The organism is Pantoea sp. RSPAM1 (assembly GCF_038816185.1).
Classification (GTDB): Bacteria; Pseudomonadota; Gammaproteobacteria; order Enterobacterales; family Enterobacteriaceae; genus Pantoea; species Pantoea ananatis.
The window spans coordinates 673,997-689,930 of sequence record NZ_CP046137.1 but is presented as its reverse complement, the minus strand read 5'-3'; the positions used below and the strand labels follow the sequence as shown (position 1 = coordinate 689,930).

Sequence of the window (15,934 nt, the reverse complement as noted above, 5' to 3'; positions counted from 1 at the left end):
CCGAAAGGAAGCGCGGCTTGTTGTCGTTTATGAGCTGAAAAAACGGGGCTTATGGCAGGACGTATCCCACGCGTATTTATCAATGACTTACTTGCCCGCACGGACATCGTGGAGTTAATCGATGCCCGCGTTAAGCTGAAGAAGCAGGGAAAGAATTATCATGCGTGTTGTCCATTCCATAATGAGAAAACCCCCTCTTTTACCGTAAATGGTGAAAAGCAGTTCTATCACTGTTTTGGTTGTGGTGCTCACGGTAATGCCATCGACTTTCTGATGAACTATGATCGTCTTGAGTTTGTTGAAAGTATCGAAGAGTTAGCCACTTCCCATGGTTTAGACGTACCTTACGAAGCGGGCAATGGGCCAAGCCAGATGGAGCGCCATCAGCGCCAGAGCCTGTACCAGCTGATGGAGAACCTGAACGGTTTTTATCAGCAGAGTTTGCAGCAGTCCAGCGCCCAGTCAGCACGCGATTATCTTGAACATCGTGGTCTGAGCGCCGACATCATCAACCATTTTTCGATTGGCTATGCGCCCGCCGGTTGGGACAACGTCCTGAAACGCTTCGGCAAGCAGCCTGAAGATCGAGAATCGTTGATGGAAGCGGGCATGCTGGTCAGTAATGACAAAGGCCGGGTTTACGACCGCTTTCGCGAGCGCGTGATGTTCCCGATTCGCGATAAGCGAGGCCGCGTCATCGGCTTTGGTGGCCGCGTGCTGGGTAACGATACGCCGAAGTATCTGAACTCGCCGGAAACACCCGTTTTTCACAAAGGTCGTCAACTGTACGGCCTGTATGAAGCGTTAAAAAATCATCCTGAACCCAAGCGCCTGTTAGTGGTGGAAGGCTATATGGATGTGGTAGCCCTGGCGCAATATGGCGTGGACTACGCGGTTGCGTCACTGGGGACATCAACCACGGCTGAACATATTCAGCTGCTGTTTCGCAGTACCGACAACGTAATTTGCTGTTACGACGGCGATCGGGCCGGACGCGAAGCTGCCTGGCGGGCACTTGAAACCGCATTGCCTTACATGAATGACGGTCGTCAACTACGCTTTATGTTTTTACCCGACGGCGAAGACCCGGATACGTTGGTTCGCAAAGAAGGTAAAGCCGCATTCGAGGCGAGGATGGAGCAGGCAATGCCGCTCTCTTCGTTTCTGTTCGACAGCCTGCTACCGCAGGTCGATTTGAGCTCTCGCGACGGCAAGGCGCGTTTGAGTACGCTGGCGTTGCCGTTGATCACACAGATTCCCGGTGAAACCTTACGCATTTATCTGCGTCAGGAACTGGGTAATAAATTAGGCATTCTGGACGATGCACAGCTTGAAAAGCTGATGCCAAAGCAGGGACCGGGTGGAAGTACACCGGTTGCCCCGCCATTGAAACGCACCACAATGCGCGTTTTAGTGGCACTGCTGATTCAAAATCCGCAGCTGGCAACCCTGGTGCCATCCCTGGACGGTCTGGCCGAGTCGAAAATTGCTGGTTTACCGTTATTTATTGAATTAGTGACGCGCTGTAACGAGAATCCTGGATTGACTACCGGTCAGCTACTAGAGTTATATCGCGGAACAAATTTTAGCCAGACGCTTGAAACACTGGCCGTCTGGAACCACATGATAGTGGATGAGGAAAGCGAGGCAGTATTTCAGGACTCCCTTGCCAGCGTTTATGACTCGGCGTTGGAAGAGCGACTGGAGTTCCTGATTGCGCGTGAACGTACGCACGGGCTCAGTACCGACGAGCGACGCGAGCTCTGGGCGCTGAGTCAGGCCTTCGCGAAAAAGTAACAGGTTACCCGACCTGCTGCTGTCCGAAACCGGAGCGGCAGGTTTAATTATTCAGGGCGAAGCAGGTTTTGTCGCTGAAAGCGCGCAGTCACCGGAGCGTACTGATGTACGTGAGGATGACGAGCACTTAGCAGCGGCAAAAATGGCGAGTAAGCCAGCTTTCGCCGTCGGCGTCGAAGCAAGTTTTGTCGCTGAAAGCGCGCAGTCACCGGAGCGTACTGATGTACGTGAGGAAGACGAGCACCTGGCAGCGGCAAAAATGGCGAGTAAGCCAGGCCCGACATAAAATTTGCGGCTTAAGTGCCGATTACTGATGGGCAAAGCCCAGGCCGCGACGAAGGCAGCGGCGAGAATAAATGCCTTCACTGTTATTGTTGGCACGCTGCCGACCGACACCAATCTAATTAACAGAAGTGTGGATACCGTCTTATGGAGCAAAACCCGCAGTCACAGCTCAAGCTTCTTGTCACCCGTGGTAAGGAGCAAGGCTATCTGACCTATGCTGAGGTCAATGACCATCTGCCGGAAGATATCGTCGACTCCGATCAGATCGAAGACATCATCCAGATGATTAACGACATGGGCATTCAGGTGGTTGAAGAAGCCCCGGACGCCGACGATCTGATGCTGAATGAAAACAGCTCCGATACTGACGAAGATGCCGCGGAAGCTGCCGCTCAGGTATTATCCAGCGTTGAATCTGAAATTGGCCGCACCACTGACCCGGTTCGCATGTACATGCGTGAGATGGGTACCGTTGAACTGCTGACCCGCGAAGGCGAAATCGACATCGCGAAGCGTATCGAAGACGGTATCAACCAGGTTCAGTGTTCCGTTGCTGAATATCCGGAAGCCATTACCTACCTGCTGGATCAGTACGATCGTGTTGAAGCCGGTGAATCGCGTCTGTCAGATCTTATCACTGGCTTTGTCGATCCTAACGCTGAAGAAGACCTGGCACCGACCGCCACTCACGTCGGTTCTGAGTTGTCTGAAGAAGATCGTAACGACGACGACGATGACGACGAAGAGAGCGACGACGACAGCTCTGACGACGATAACTCTATCGATCCGGAACTGGCGCGTGAGAAGTTCTCTGACCTGCGTACGCAGTATGAAACGACGCGTGACGTGATCAAAAGCAAAGGACGCAGCCATGCTGCCTCGGTTGCCGAGATCCAGAACCTGTCTGACGTCTTTAAGCAGTTCCGCCTGGTACCGAAGCAGTTCGACTACCTCGTGAACAACATGCGTGAAATGATGGAGCGCGTCCGTACTCAGGAACGTTTAATCATGAAGCTGTGTATTGAAGTGTGCAAAATGCCGAAGAAAAACTTCATTACGCTGTTCACCGGTAACGAGACTAACGAGAGCTGGTTCAAAGCCGCACTGGCCATGAACAAGCCGTGGTCTGAAAAACTGCTGGACGTGCAGGATGACGTGATGCGTTCTCTGCAGAAACTGGCCCAGATTGAAGAAGAAACCGGCCTGACCATCGAGCAGGTTAAAGACATCAACCGTCGTATGTCGATCGGTGAAGCTAAAGCCCGCCGCGCGAAGAAAGAGATGGTTGAAGCTAACCTGCGTCTGGTGATTTCAATCGCGAAGAAATACACCAACCGTGGTCTGCAGTTCCTGGATCTGATTCAGGAAGGTAACATCGGCCTGATGAAAGCGGTTGATAAGTTCGAATACCGTCGCGGCTATAAGTTCTCTACTTATGCCACATGGTGGATTCGTCAGGCGATTACCCGTTCTATCGCTGACCAGGCGCGTACCATCCGTATTCCGGTGCATATGATTGAGACCATCAACAAACTCAACCGTATCTCGCGCCAGATGCTGCAGGAGATGGGCCGCGAGCCGACGCCAGAAGAACTGGCTGAGCGCATGCTGATGCCAGAAGATAAGATCCGCAAGGTGCTGAAGATTGCCAAAGAGCCTATCTCAATGGAAACGCCGATTGGTGATGATGAAGATTCACATCTGGGTGATTTTATCGAAGACACCACGCTGGAGCTGCCGCTGGACTCTGCCACCTCTGAGAGCCTGCGTTCTGCCACCCACGACGTGCTGGCTGGCCTGACCGCGCGTGAAGCCAAAGTACTGCGCATGCGTTTCGGCATCGATATGAACACCGACCACACGTTAGAAGAAGTTGGCAAACAGTTTGACGTCACCCGTGAGCGTATCCGTCAGATTGAAGCCAAAGCCCTGCGCAAACTGCGCCATCCGAGCCGCTCGGAAGTGCTGCGCAGCTTCCTCGACGACTAAGTCAGCAAAACCCCGGTTCGCCGGGGTTTTTTATGTCTGCCGCCCTGCTCTTTTCCCGCAAACCGCCAGCATCAAGGCCGCAGCTGTAGCGCCTCGTACATCTGACGATACATCGCCACCATCTCTTCCAGTGATGCCCGATTCAGTCCGCTGGGATTCGGCAACACCCATACCTGAGTTTTCCCCATGTAAATCGGCTGCTCGCCCCACTCCACCTTGCTCTGCCGAAACGCGCGTTTAAAGGCATCTTTGCCCAGGATAGCCAGCGCGGCAGGCTGATACCGCAGCACCTTGTCCATCAGCCGCTGACCGCCATCGCGTAGCTCATCACCACCCAGTTCATTCGCCTGGATAGTCGGACGCTCGACCAGCATCGTAATACCGCATCCGGTCTCCAGTAAGCGCTGCTCCTCTTCCGGCTTCAGCTGTTGCATCGTAAACCCTGCCAGATGAATCACCTTCCAGAAGCGGTTACCCGGATGCGCAAAGTGATAGCCGGTGTGCGCCGTCGACTGGCCGGGATTGATGCCGCAGAACAGCACGTTCAGGTACGGTGCAATAATATCAGTGATGTTGTGTTCGCTCATGGGGCTCCTGGCTTTGCGCTGCGCCTTACAGCCGCTCACGCATCCTTGTTCGTCATAATCTTGCCACTGATTAAAGCGCATTTGCCCGTTAACGTCCTGGCCTGAGTGGGCTTTTTTTATTGTTAAGCGGGGAAAGACATTTAAGGATAACAGCGCCAGTTGCACCGCCACCCATCAGCCAGAGATTTTCGTCTGTTTTATCATAGTTATCAGCAAGTAAAACATTGCTGCTTATTTCAGCAACCAGCCGAACAACGCTGGATTGCCCCGGACAGATACTTTATAATCCCCGCTCCATTGGCCCCTTAGCTCAGTGGTTAGAGCAGGCGACTCATAATCGCTTGGTCGCTGGTTCAAACCCAGCAGGGGCCACCAGATTTATTGATGAAAATCATTCAGTTAAGCCACCTCGCAAGGGTGGCTTTTTTGTTTTTGCTTTTTGAGTGGCAATAAAATGGCGTTTTATTTTAATGGCATCAGCACATAGTAAAAGAAAAACCGCTTAACTTGATAACACTGTTGCAGTGCATTGTTTACTTAAAACTTAATCTTTAAAAGGACCTGTTTGTATCAATCAGATCATACCTACATATGGATGCGCACTGTCCGGAAAGTTCTGTTTTTGATGGAGTAGGTCAGAATTTTGACTAATTTATTTAAAACATTGAGTTAACAGCATCTCTTGTGACAAGGTGTCAGAAGTGGTGATTTGAGCGTAAGGCGTATAACTCAGGCAAGCTTTTCTATCGGGCGACCGAGTAAAGCTGTTACCAACTCAGTATTCTGAATAGGCCATAATGGTAGTTGCCTGCGAAGAGGTTCAGAAAAGAACCTTATTACTACACACAGAAGTTCAATTGCGTTATGCTTCTGCGAAAGCAGTAGGAGCGCTAATGAATGGATGTTGCTCAGATAGCAAAAGCCGTAGGTGATGGTGTTATATCAATCCCTAAAGACTTTTATTTAGGACTGGAAAGAACATTCCAGGACCTGAATCTCTCGGATGGTGGCTACTGGACACAGCGGCGAAACTTTAATGATGACAAGCGGGTTTTTCATGCAATAGAGCAACTTATCAAAGACCGGAACACAATCGCCAAAGTCGCTAAAATCATCATTGATGATGTTTTAAACCGCTTGCCCGATCCTGTACTAAAAAAAGTTCATGAAGCCGTTATTGGCAGTGCTACTCAATTCGCATCACGCACTGCATTACAGGTGAGTATTTCCACCTTCCTTGGCACAAAAGTCATGGGTGGAATGATAACCGGTCTGATAACCCGCCTCGCACTCAGAGGTGTGACAGGCGTGATGTTGGGCGGTATTGTAACTCAGGGTGTAATAGCGCGCGCATGTGATGCCTCTCGGCGATTAAGGATGGAAAACCCGGCGCTTTGGCAGAAGCTGCGTATCCATAATTACGATATGCTCTACTTCCTTTTTGAAGAGCCTCTTAAGCACCTGATTGAAATGGGAAAAATTTTGCGTAAAGAGCCCAACAGGACTGAGGAGTTATTACGTGCTATCGAGAATCTTTAAACTGTCATTAAAATTTATTTCCGAGATATTGGGAACTTTGGTTTTAACAGCAACTGTATTTGGGATGTTCTATACAGGTTTCACCAATGAAGGCAGAATGCGGATTGTAGGGCCTCTCGTTGTATTAATCTGCGGAATCGGGGCTTATGTGTTGGTAATGTATGCCACCACGAAAATCAGCGAAAATGATAAAAAAGGCCAGACAGGCTAATGCTCTTTTCTTGAGCATTCCAAAAATTGAATTTAGAAACCATCGGTATGAAATATCGCCCACTGTGATTTGGGCTTTAAGCTAAAGGTAAAATCTAAAATAACAGTGACTTTAAGGCCGTAATTCTCTACCTGGAAAAAAATTAAAATGGATAAACAGGAAGATAACTCGATCCAGCAGAGTGAAGATGATTACACCTCGCACAGTAAATTTAGAGCTGGCATATTTCAGGGCGATGTTTAACGAGTTGCGTCGATTGGATGAATGGACCGCACCGAACCCGTTAGAGAACGTGCGGGAGTTTAAAATCAGTGAATCGGAGATGGCGTATCTCACTATTGAGGAAATTAGAACCCTCCTCGCCGAATGTGAGAACAGCCGATCTAAAGATCTGACTACCATTATGAAAATCTGCCTGGCAACTGGTGCACGATGGAGTGAGGCCGAAGGCTTGAAGGGAAACCAAATCCGCGCCGGTCAGATCATCTACGTTAAAACTAAAGGCAAGAAAAACCGAGCGGTGCCGATAACTGAAAAATTACAGGCTGAACTGCCATTGAGCAGGAAAGCGCAGTTGCTCTTTAAACCATGCTATTCAGCCTTTAGAAAGGCTATGCAACGCGCCGGAATCGAGACACCTGCTGGGCAGCTGACGCATGTTTTACGTCACACATTTGCTTCTCACTTCATGATGAATGGTGACAATATCCTTGTGCTTAAGCGAAAATTGGGACACACGGATATTAAGGTTACGATGCGGTATGCGCACTTTGCACCGGGTCACTTGTCTGAGGCTTTGAGACTTAATCTACTAAGTATAATGGACTGAAGAAGATGTTAATGGACAACAAAAAGTACAAATACAGTTTACATGAAATTCTTTGTCTAAGGACTTATGCCGAAGCATTTGAAGCTTATCGAGTTGATGACTATGACAAAGAGATTACAGAATGGGCTGAGAGAGAAATAATAGAGGGGAATGCTTCAGAAACCATTTTGATTCTCGCCTCTCTTAATTTAGACAAAAAACCTAATCCTTATGAGGTAAAACATTACCTTTCAGCTTACATGCGCCAAGAGGGTATTTTCATGCCCAATCTTAGTGAAAGTTCTGTTGTGTGGTTACGGATTAAAACTTGGTTCTTATTACATATAGAATCTGCCAAAGAAATCGAACTCAGATTGCACCAGATCCCTGCGTACCCGCTGGGCCCAGATTCTCTTTTATTAAGTAAAATCACTTGGCGATACTACCATTTATACGAAGAATTATTTGACGATTGGGGGCCGGATTATCCCTCTAAAGCATCTAAAATGAGTGAGTTGGAAATAGTTAATTTTGTCAGAGATAGATTAAAACCGTTTTATCGAATACTTACCAATAAAGATTGGGTTGACTTATTATCTGGCAACTATCGCAATTTTCCTAAGATACGTAAACAGGAAATAAATTGATAGGCGTTGAATTTCATATAACAAGAGCAGAGTTTTGGGCTGAAAACGATGATAATCAAATCGCTTCAGATAGCGCAGAAGCGGAATGCCAAGGTGATAGATGATGAAGGCAGGCTTTATGAAAAAACCGATGCGTGACAATACGCGCGTAAAGAGATGGCTTCCTCTGATACTGTTAGTTTTTAGAATGCAAATAGAGTAGGACGCAATAATTTTCAGCGTTTCCTGTCTCTTTTAACCTCAGAAAAAAAATTAACAATCATCAGGTTAAAATAGTAAGGCTCAAAGAGTCATTTCAAACCGGCTTCACTTTTTTCCATGGATTAACTATCACTTTTGGGTGATAAATCCCCCCTGTGCACGGAGCTTTCAGAGCGTCCTCCTCATACTAAAACGTTCATAATTTTTATGTTTTTTGGCGCTACTGAGCCATTTCTAGTTCACAAAAAGGCCCGTTAAGATTATTCTCACCCCTTCTTTTTTGTAATGGAATTCAAAATGAAAATACTTATTGGGGCTGCTGTACTTTTCTCATCTTTGGCTGCGAATGCAGGTTTCGTCCATCCCATGGACTTTGATGGTTCAGAGGCGCAAAAACAGGAAGTTATCCAGTACATTCAGGGTAAGGTTAAAGCCGCTTACTGTGAAGGTCAGTTGGACATGTGCCAGCCCACCACTTTACGTATGATGGAGCAGCAAAACCTCAAAGCATTTAAAAAACTCATTGAGGCTACCGACAGGAAAGTCATGGATCGCGTCATCAAAGATTACTGTAAAGGCAGTATCGATATGTGTAACTACTCAACGATCCAGATGATGTACAACAAGAACGTTAAAGCTGACACACAAAAACTGACCTGGTAATTCCCTGCTAACTCACTGATACTTTGTGTTTTATGAATGCCAGGTAATCGTTGCCACGACGGGAACCGTTTGTCTCTGCAGGTTCCCGTACAGTTATTGCCATTGTCCCCAAGGGCCCGCGCGCCCTACCCGCCGTACAGTTATTAACAGCACGCCCAGAGGGCGCTGTCGCGCCCTTGAACATCAACGGCGCGCTGGCCTTCAGCCTCATCTCCCGGCGATCCCATCCAGGCCGCAGCCAAAAAAAACCCGCTTTCGCGGGTTGGGCTTACAGCAGCTGCGGTGAGGGGTTATTGCTGCCTTTTGCCATCATCGGCACCGTATTGATCTGCGCCGGTTCGACGATAATTCCGGACACGCTCTCCAGGGTTTTAAAGGTACAACTGCAGTTAATGTTCTGGCACTGGTGATAACGTTCTTTCGTCTCTTTCGAAACGTAGCGACTGCTTTTCGTATGGGCGGCGGTCTGACATTTTGGGCAATGCATCATGGTGGTTCTCCTCTCTGACATACGACAAAATTAGTCAAAGACTAAACAAAAAGCAATTTAAATTAGACTTAATCTAACCAGCCTGTTTTTCCACTAAGACGTAGTCCACGTTTTCAACCATCAGCTCCAGGTTCAACAAGGTGGTAAATCCACTTTTATCGAGGGTATGCACGATATTGGTAATCAGCCATTTTTGATTATCGATGACCGATTTAAAACCCTGGGCTTTGACCGGCGTTTCAGGAATCAGCTTTGCAGCGCCCAGTGCCAGTAGGATCTTCAACGTAGCCCGGTTACGTTGCAGATCCTGCCACTTCGCTTTAGCCGCCTCCTCTGCTTCCTCCTGGCTACTGAAATGCGTATTCAGTACGAACAGCTTCTTATTGCTGCCAAAAACATAGGTTTTTCCCGGGTCTTGTTGCCCGATTGTGGGGATATTTTTGGCCGCCGGATGGACAGGATTCACCGCCGGTGTTGCTGGCGGTATCGTGTTGACGGTTATCCCTTTCTGCTGCGCCTTTTTCTGATCGTACCATTTTGCTTCAACGCCACTGTAATCGTCGCGCTTAAACAATTTGTACTCATACTTGTCGCCATCCTGTCGGTTCAGATTCAGGAGTGGAATCGGCTTTCCGCTCACGGTCACGCCCTGCCCGGGGGGAAAGAACAGTAGCGTCTTATCTTTTATTGCCGCCACCGCGCCAACCAGCATTGCCAGCCGGGTAATGAACGTGCCGTCCGTTTCCTGTGTCTGATCGATATGCTTAATCTTTTTTCTGGCTATCTCCGGCCGCACGTCGGAGGTAAGTCCGTTACGTTTCGCGATTTTGTCCACAACATCGCCAACCGTCATGTCTGGATACGAATCAGTGATTTTAACATCGAGCGAACCGCTAAAATCGGCGCTTCGGGCGACCACCGTTATCGTGTCCGGCGCGCCCTGGTAGGTGACCTGATCAATGATGTAGGAGCCTTTATCTGCAAGCGGTTGCCCCTTCCAGCCTATCTCTAAGACTATTTTCGCGCCAAAGGGCGGCATGACCAACTGGCCGTCACTGTCGTCGAGCACCAGGTCCAGCTGATCGACCTCCAGGCCGCGGTTGTCCGTCAACTTCAGGGAAACCAGCCGTGGGCGAATATCTTCCGTTTTATCCTTCGTCTCAATTTTGATAGTAAAGTCCGGCGTAGGCGCAACGCGCAGGGGCACCGGAATCGGGACGATATCGCTCATCTCAGCGCCCTCCATTCAGCGCAGAAGTGGCGCTGTTGATAACAGAGCCGACCCGTTGCGCTGCCTCGCTGGCCCGGTTTTGCAGTTCTTCCGCCTGCCTTTTTAAATCCCCGAACATACTGGTTAGTGAATCGTCTACCCGCATCAGGTTGAGGGTAAAGCCTATCTTGCGCGCGCTGCCGTCGCTGTAGAACTCCGTATGCGTGGCCGAGAAATCCGTCACAACAAACATGCCGTAAATAATGCCATTGCCGCCAATCAGCGGCCACGCCAGCCCTTCATCGGCCATAGTCTTCAGCGCCAGCAGCGTGACATTGCCGCCGGTGATTTCAGGCCGGAGTTCGCCAGACAGTTTGATTTTATCGTCGCCGCCGCCTAAAAACTGGGTCGACTCACGGCGCCCCACGCGGCTGTTTTTCGCCCAGCGATAGGTAATGTCATGCTGCAAATTGTCGAAGGGAAGGGTTTGCCGTACAAACGGCATCATGCCTAATATCATCATCATGGTTAATTAATCCAGACTAAACATGGAGTTATAGCTATGGTCAGACGAGGACCACGGCGATACCGTGGAATACTGCGCAACGGCCTGTCCAATCGCCTGTGGGTCGCCCGTCACATTGATGTTGTTGGTGACCGTGTGCTGCCGGTTATCCACGTTTGAATTGTTAACCGAGGGCAAAGGCTGATTGAGCGTGCTGTTCAGGCTGGCGCGCGATGCGGCCGGACGCGCATCCGCGTTATCCTCATCCTCGTCATCCTGCTCACGCATTTTGGGCGGAGGCAGCTTATCTTTCACCTTGTCAGATTTCTCATCGATGATGCCAAGCTTGCCCAGCACCCAGTCAATGCCGCCTCGCAGCTGATTCAGAGCTTCACCGGGTAATTTGAGTGCCGTCGCCAGCATATTGCCGAAGCGCTGTCCCATCTCCCCTGCCGAGGCCAGTTCCTGCTGAGAAAACTTCACGGGTTCCAGCAGCTTTGAGAACCAGGCCCCCAGTTCGGACACTTTATTGCTGAACCAGTCAAATACCGGCTTCAGCGGCGCGAACGCGTCACTTATCGGCCCCATCGCCGCACTGAAGCCCTGAGCGATGCCGCTGATAAAGGCACTGATCGGTTCCCAGTACTGATAAACCAGCATCGCCCCCGCCGCGATAGCCGCACCAAGCAGCACCACCGGCAGCGTGATCGCCCCCAGCGTGGCCGTAATCGCACCGCCGATGATGGCAAATGCACCGCCCAGCAGCTCCACGCCCGCCATGATGGTGCTCAGCCCGCTAATGACCGGCCAGGCAATGTTCCCGACACTGGCCAGGGAATCCACCAAGGTCAGCCCACCCGCCGCCAGCGTCAGCAGGCTGTCAGAAAGTTGAGGATTGATATTCATGACGCCGGTCAGAACGGACTGAACGGATAAGCCGTCCTGACTGATAGCTTGCAGGTGAGTATCCACAGAGGCATCTACTGCAGGCGGCTGGGCAGCGGGTGCCTGAGACAGCTGATCCAGCCGGCCACTGGCTGCGCCCTTCATCAATACTGCGGCAGGTGCGGCGCCCTGTTCACCAAAGATGGCCTGCAGATAAGTGGCCTGCTGGGCAGCGTCGAGCTTGTTTTTCTCAAACGCCGCCTGCACCTGGCTGAGCACCGCGAAAATGGGCTGACTGTTGCCCTGGTCGTCAGCGGTTTGCACATTCAACGCTTTCAGCGCGCTGTCTGCGCTGGCATCAGGTGCCTGAACGTGCGTTAACATCGCACTGGCGCCAGCGCCTGCCTGGCTGCCTGTCATACCGTTTTCGGCCAGCACGCTCATCATGGCCGCGGTCTGGCCAACGCTGAGCCCCGCCTGTTTTGCCACCGGGCCGACACTGGCCATCGCCTTATTGAGTTCGGCGATATCACCCGCGCCCTGCCCGTCAACGTGTCCCTTGCCGTCTTTCGCGTCGCCAGGTGACAGGTAATCAATGACTTTGCGGCCCTTCTCGACAAAGTCTTTGGCTTTCGAACTGGCGCTTTGTACGTTATCTGCCAGCGCCATGCCCGCACGATAACGTTCACGGGTGCGGTTGAGCTTGTCCTGACGCTGATTTAGCAGATTCATGGACTCACCCTGCGCATTGAGGGTGGATGTCGTGCGCTCTGTTTGCTGATTAAGCTTCTGGCGCTCGCTGTTCAAGCGGCGCGTGGAAATTCCCGCCTCGTTCAGGGACTGGCGCTGATCCTGCACTGACTGACGCAGTTGAAGGTTTTTTTGCTGCAGCGCGTTAGCCGACTGACGCAGCTTATCCAGCGCCTGGGTTTGTTCCGCGGTAGGGTTTTGAGTGTTTTTAAGTTGAATGGCAAGTGCCGCTGCTTCTGCCCGGGTATTTTTAAGATTTTGTTGGGTCAGCGTCAGTTCTTTGCGGGTTTCACGGAACCCTTCAATCTGCGCGGATTTGGCATTGAGCTCGTCCAGGCGATCCTGCGTTTCCTGGATATCCGCAGACAGCTTTTCGGTTTCTTTACGTACGGCATTGAACGGGCGCGTAGCCCGATCAACCGCTTCCAGCAGCACTTGCAGGTTGAGCGTGTTACTCATCTGAGGTTACTCCACTGCGGATCATCACTCTATGCCGCCAGTCGAGTAACTCTTCCAGCGACATGGGATACATTTCTGAGGGTGGCCAGTGAAAAACGCTGGCAATATCGGCCATCAGGTCATTGACCGTCAGATCGCGGGGCCAGCTTACGCGGCCGATTTCGCTGACAAAAAACCAATCACCTTGCCGCCCAGGGCAATCAGGTCAACCGGGTCCAGTGCGTTGCACTCTGCTTTGGTCAGCGATGGCATGGTGATGCGGGGCAGCACCATCAACAGGGCATCCACATCGGACGAGGCCAGATCAGCCAGCCGCACACCGCGCAGCGCGCCGGCGGTCGGTTTCACCAGCTCAACCTGAGCGATCACCACATCGCCACGTGAAATCGGGCTTTCCAGCACCACCAGGTTTTCTTTCAGTTCTGGCTTATCAAGCTGTTCCATTTTTTCTCCATCCCAATCAAGAGGGGCCAGCGCAGGACGCGCCGGCCGTTGTTATTACACCAGGCCGAGGTTTTTACGGCGCTGTTCCAGACGATCGACGCCGTTGACCTTCTCCACCATGTTGACGGTGTCGATTTCGATCAGCTCTTTGCCATTCCAGGTGAGTTTGAAATAGGTGTTTTTACTGGTGATTTTGGTTTCGGTGTTTTCGCCCTGTTTGGCTTCACCGAAGTCAAAGGACTGGTGCTTACCGCGTACTTCGATTTCCACGGCGATTTCTTCGCCGGTGTCATCACGCTGATAAGAACCGGTGAAACGCAACGGTACGTTCGCCATCGCGCCCCACTGGCTTAATACCAGCTCATCCATCCCGCCCAGCGTCCACTCCATATCGAGTGCCGCATCGTCCAGGCCGTTATCAATGAATGCCGCACCGTTCATACCGCCAGCGCGGTAGGTATCCAGCTTGCGTGACAGCTTCGGCAGCGTAACTGCGGTGACGATGCCCTGATAGCTGTTTGAATCGTTGAAGAGGTTCAACCCCTTGAGTTTACGTGGCAGTGCCATTTATCCGGCTCCTTAGCTGTTTACGGATGCGGCGAAGTTCGCCAGATAGGTATCGGTGATGCGCTGACGCAGGGTCAGATCTTCCAGCGGCGGCACCGGCGTGTAGTCGTAATCGATAAACAGTTTGCCCGCCTTCAGGCTCTCTTTATCGTTGGCGCTTTCGTCGTACCAGCAGTTGGCGCCCAGCAGATAACCGGCGCTGACCAGCTCACGGAACTTGGCATTGATACCGGCGATGATTTCGCGTACCAGTACTGGCGTCAGCGGTTTGTCGTTGGCCCACATGTGCGCTTCCGCCATGGTATCGGCCAGCACCTGCGCTGAACGGGTGTAGTTTTCAAAGGCAAAAAGTGGATCATCGCTGCAGGTGCGGTTGCCCCAGAAACGGAAACCGTCCTTGCGAATCAGCGTGGTCACACATTTTTCGTTCAGCAGATCGGCATCGGTGCCGGTCTGTTGCAGATCCCAGAAAACATCTGCAGAGATACCCGTCACGCCATTGACGCCCACGTTAGACAGGGTTTTATGCCAGCCGGTGTCGTTGTCAATTTTGGCGCGCAGGCCCAGCGCACGTGCGGTGGCATAAGCCATTTCAGATTTATTGGTTGCCGTGTTCCAGGCAATAAAATCTGGCCAGATCACCATCAGCTCGCGCTGGCTGAAGTTTTCGCGGTACTTCATGGCGTCAGAAATGGTTTTGCTGTTCCAGGCAGAGACGTAGGCAAAGCCACGCAGCTGCTGGGCAATGCTGGCCAGCGCTGTCGCCACTTCCAGCGAATCCAGACCCGGCACGCCAAGAATGCGCGGTTTAACACCCAGCTGCGTTTGCGCGCTGAGCAGCGCCTTCATGCCGGTGTATTTACCGTTCGCATCCGTCGAGCCAATCAGGTTAGAGGTGGTTTCAGCCTGGCTCGCGCCTTCTGCTACGCGAACCACGACGGTTACCGGCTTCGCCTGGTCAGCAATCGCCTGCAGCGCGGCCGCTAAGGTGCCTTTGGTACCGGCTTTACCGATAGCTGCCTGCACGTTGGTCAGCAGAACAGGTGTGTTAAGAGGAAATGCCGTTGCATCAGCATCTTCTGCGGTGCAGATCATGCCAACAATGGCGGTTGAAACTGTTGAAATGGTGCGTGTACCGTCATTGACTTCGACGACGCGGACACCGTGATGAAAATCAGACATCTGTAGCACTCCGTGTTGTGGGTGTGCTCAGAGTGTCAGGTCAGTGAAAAGGATGCATTCGATTGCGGTTTGCTGATCGTTCAGTAAGAAGAACCGCGTAAATGGTGCTGTTTTGGCGCTGGAATATAACGATAAATGGTTTTGGTTGAAACATCTAATACGAGTGCAACCTGATGAAGCGTGGCGCCATTCGCCATCATGCGTTCCGCTCTGGCAACGACTTCCGGTGTCATAATGCGCCGGCGGCCACCAATGCGTCCTTTCTCACGCGCAGCGGTCAGGCCGGCACGCGTTCGCTCGACAATCAATTCGCGCTCCATCTCCGCCAGTGCGCCCATCACATGAAAGAAAAAACGGCCCATCGGTGTGCTGGTATCGATGCTGTCCGTGAGGCTACGAAAGTTTACCCCGCGTTCGCGCAGCTCTTCGGTGAGCATGACCAGGTGACGCATGCTGCGGCCCAGTCGATCGAGCTTCCATACCACCAAAGTATCGCCCTCTTTTAACGTCCGCAGCGCCCGCTTTAAACCAGGCCGTTCACTGGTCTTACCGCTGATTTTATCCTCAAAAATCTGTTCACAATTTGCGCTCTGCAGCGCATTCCGTTGCAAATCGGTGTTTTGGTCATTTGTTGACACCCTGACATAGCCAATCAGCATCGTTTTTTCTCCGGTAAAAGGTGAGGAGTTTGCCATTGTGCAGGTGAGGCGGGCCA

Annotated in this window: 16 protein-coding genes, 1 tRNA gene and 1 pseudogene; 8 read left to right on the top strand and 10 right to left on the bottom strand. The window is 51.4% G+C overall.

Features of this window, described 5'->3' with window-relative positions; translation table 11 throughout:
* Nucleotides 1-51 precede the first annotated feature (51 nt).
* The 3 genes from dnaG to rpoD all read left to right on the top strand — a co-directional run bounded on the left by dnaG (nucleotide 52) and on the right by rpoD (nucleotide 4,071).
* On the top strand, nucleotides 52-1,797 hold the full coding sequence (gene dnaG, locus GKC68_RS03870; protein WP_089527865.1) for a DNA primase: 1,746 nt from the start codon (nucleotides 52-54) through the stop codon (nucleotides 1,795-1,797).
* A gap of 142 nt (nucleotides 1,798-1,939) precedes the next feature.
* Nucleotides 1,940-2,083, top strand: coding sequence for a hypothetical protein (locus GKC68_RS03865; RefSeq protein ID WP_342656599.1), 144 nt, complete (start codon nucleotides 1,940-1,942; stop codon nucleotides 2,081-2,083).
* A 143-nt stretch (nucleotides 2,084-2,226) separates the two neighbouring features.
* Nucleotides 2,227-4,071, top strand: a complete 1,845-nt coding sequence (gene rpoD, locus GKC68_RS03860) for an RNA polymerase sigma factor RpoD (protein ID WP_028723590.1) — start codon at nucleotides 2,227-2,229, stop codon at nucleotides 4,069-4,071.
* 71 nt (nucleotides 4,072-4,142) lie between these two features.
* Here rpoD and mug read toward each other — a convergent pair whose 3' ends face one another.
* Nucleotides 4,143-4,658, bottom strand: coding sequence for a G/U mismatch-specific DNA glycosylase (gene mug, locus GKC68_RS03855; RefSeq protein WP_110957736.1), 516 nt, complete (start codon nucleotides 4,656-4,658; stop codon nucleotides 4,143-4,145).
* A 299-nt stretch (nucleotides 4,659-4,957) separates the two neighbouring features.
* Here mug and GKC68_RS03850 point away from each other — a divergent pair.
* From GKC68_RS03850 to GKC68_RS03830, 5 genes and pseudogenes are all read left to right on the top strand, one after another.
* Nucleotides 4,958-5,033: transfer RNA gene (locus GKC68_RS03850), tRNA-Ile, on the top strand.
* 522 nt (nucleotides 5,034-5,555) lie between these two features.
* Entirely contained in the window at nucleotides 5,556-6,197 is a 642-nt protein-coding gene (locus tag GKC68_RS03845; RefSeq protein ID WP_110983962.1) for a hypothetical protein, read from the top strand.
* A 362-nt stretch (nucleotides 6,198-6,559) separates the two neighbouring features.
* Nucleotides 6,560-7,237 (top strand): annotated as a pseudogene (locus tag GKC68_RS03840) (tyrosine-type recombinase/integrase); the annotation flags it as partial.
* Between the two features lie 11 nt (nucleotides 7,238-7,248).
* Nucleotides 7,249-7,863, top strand: a complete 615-nt coding sequence (locus GKC68_RS03835; protein WP_342656598.1) for a hypothetical protein — start codon at nucleotides 7,249-7,251, stop codon at nucleotides 7,861-7,863.
* Between the two features lie 498 nt (nucleotides 7,864-8,361).
* Complete coding sequence (locus GKC68_RS03830; RefSeq protein WP_342656597.1) at nucleotides 8,362-8,727, top strand: hypothetical protein; 366 nt, start codon at nucleotides 8,362-8,364, stop codon at nucleotides 8,725-8,727.
* 268 nt (nucleotides 8,728-8,995) lie between these two features.
* Here the strand turns inward: GKC68_RS03830 and GKC68_RS03825 are convergent, their stop codons facing one another.
* From GKC68_RS03825 to GKC68_RS03785, 9 genes are all read right to left on the bottom strand, one after another.
* Nucleotides 8,996-9,217: an ogr/Delta-like zinc finger family protein gene (locus GKC68_RS03825; RefSeq protein ID WP_014604972.1), complete on the bottom strand. Its 222-nt coding sequence runs from the start codon at nucleotides 9,215-9,217 to the stop codon at nucleotides 8,996-8,998.
* A 73-nt stretch (nucleotides 9,218-9,290) separates the two neighbouring features.
* Complete coding sequence (locus tag GKC68_RS03820; RefSeq protein WP_264228275.1) at nucleotides 9,291-10,448, bottom strand: contractile injection system protein, VgrG/Pvc8 family; 1,158 nt, start codon at nucleotides 10,446-10,448, stop codon at nucleotides 9,291-9,293.
* A gap of 1 nt (nucleotide 10,449) precedes the next feature.
* A complete protein-coding gene (locus GKC68_RS03815; protein WP_047713362.1) occupies nucleotides 10,450-10,953 on the bottom strand; it encodes a phage tail protein in 504 nt (167 codons plus the stop codon).
* 6 nt (nucleotides 10,954-10,959) lie between these two features.
* Nucleotides 10,960-13,026, bottom strand: a complete 2,067-nt coding sequence (locus GKC68_RS03810) for a phage tail tape measure protein (RefSeq protein WP_342656596.1) — start codon at nucleotides 13,024-13,026, stop codon at nucleotides 10,960-10,962.
* On the bottom strand, nucleotides 13,019-13,141 hold the full coding sequence (locus tag GKC68_RS03805; protein ID WP_013027268.1) for a GpE family phage tail protein: 123 nt from the start codon (nucleotides 13,139-13,141) through the stop codon (nucleotides 13,019-13,021). Before GKC68_RS03805 ends, GKC68_RS03810 begins: the two co-directional genes overlap by 8 nt.
* A 32-nt stretch (nucleotides 13,142-13,173) precedes the next feature.
* Nucleotides 13,174-13,470 carry a phage tail assembly protein gene (locus GKC68_RS03800; protein ID WP_013027270.1) on the bottom strand — a complete coding sequence of 99 codons (297 nt, stop codon included), beginning with the start codon at nucleotides 13,468-13,470 and terminating at the stop codon, nucleotides 13,174-13,176.
* Nucleotides 13,471-13,524: 54 nt separating this feature from the next.
* Nucleotides 13,525-14,037 (bottom strand): phage major tail tube protein, encoded by a 513-nt coding sequence (locus tag GKC68_RS03795; RefSeq protein WP_013027271.1) that lies wholly within the window; start codon nucleotides 14,035-14,037, stop codon nucleotides 13,525-13,527.
* A gap of 12 nt (nucleotides 14,038-14,049) precedes the next feature.
* Nucleotides 14,050-15,219: a phage tail sheath protein gene (locus GKC68_RS03790; protein WP_014594650.1), complete on the bottom strand. Its 1,170-nt coding sequence runs from the start codon at nucleotides 15,217-15,219 to the stop codon at nucleotides 14,050-14,052.
* Between the two features lie 80 nt (nucleotides 15,220-15,299).
* Nucleotides 15,300-15,878 (bottom strand): recombinase family protein, encoded by a 579-nt coding sequence (locus tag GKC68_RS03785; protein WP_022623189.1) that lies wholly within the window; start codon nucleotides 15,876-15,878, stop codon nucleotides 15,300-15,302.
* Nucleotides 15,879-15,934: the final 56 nt, after the last annotated feature.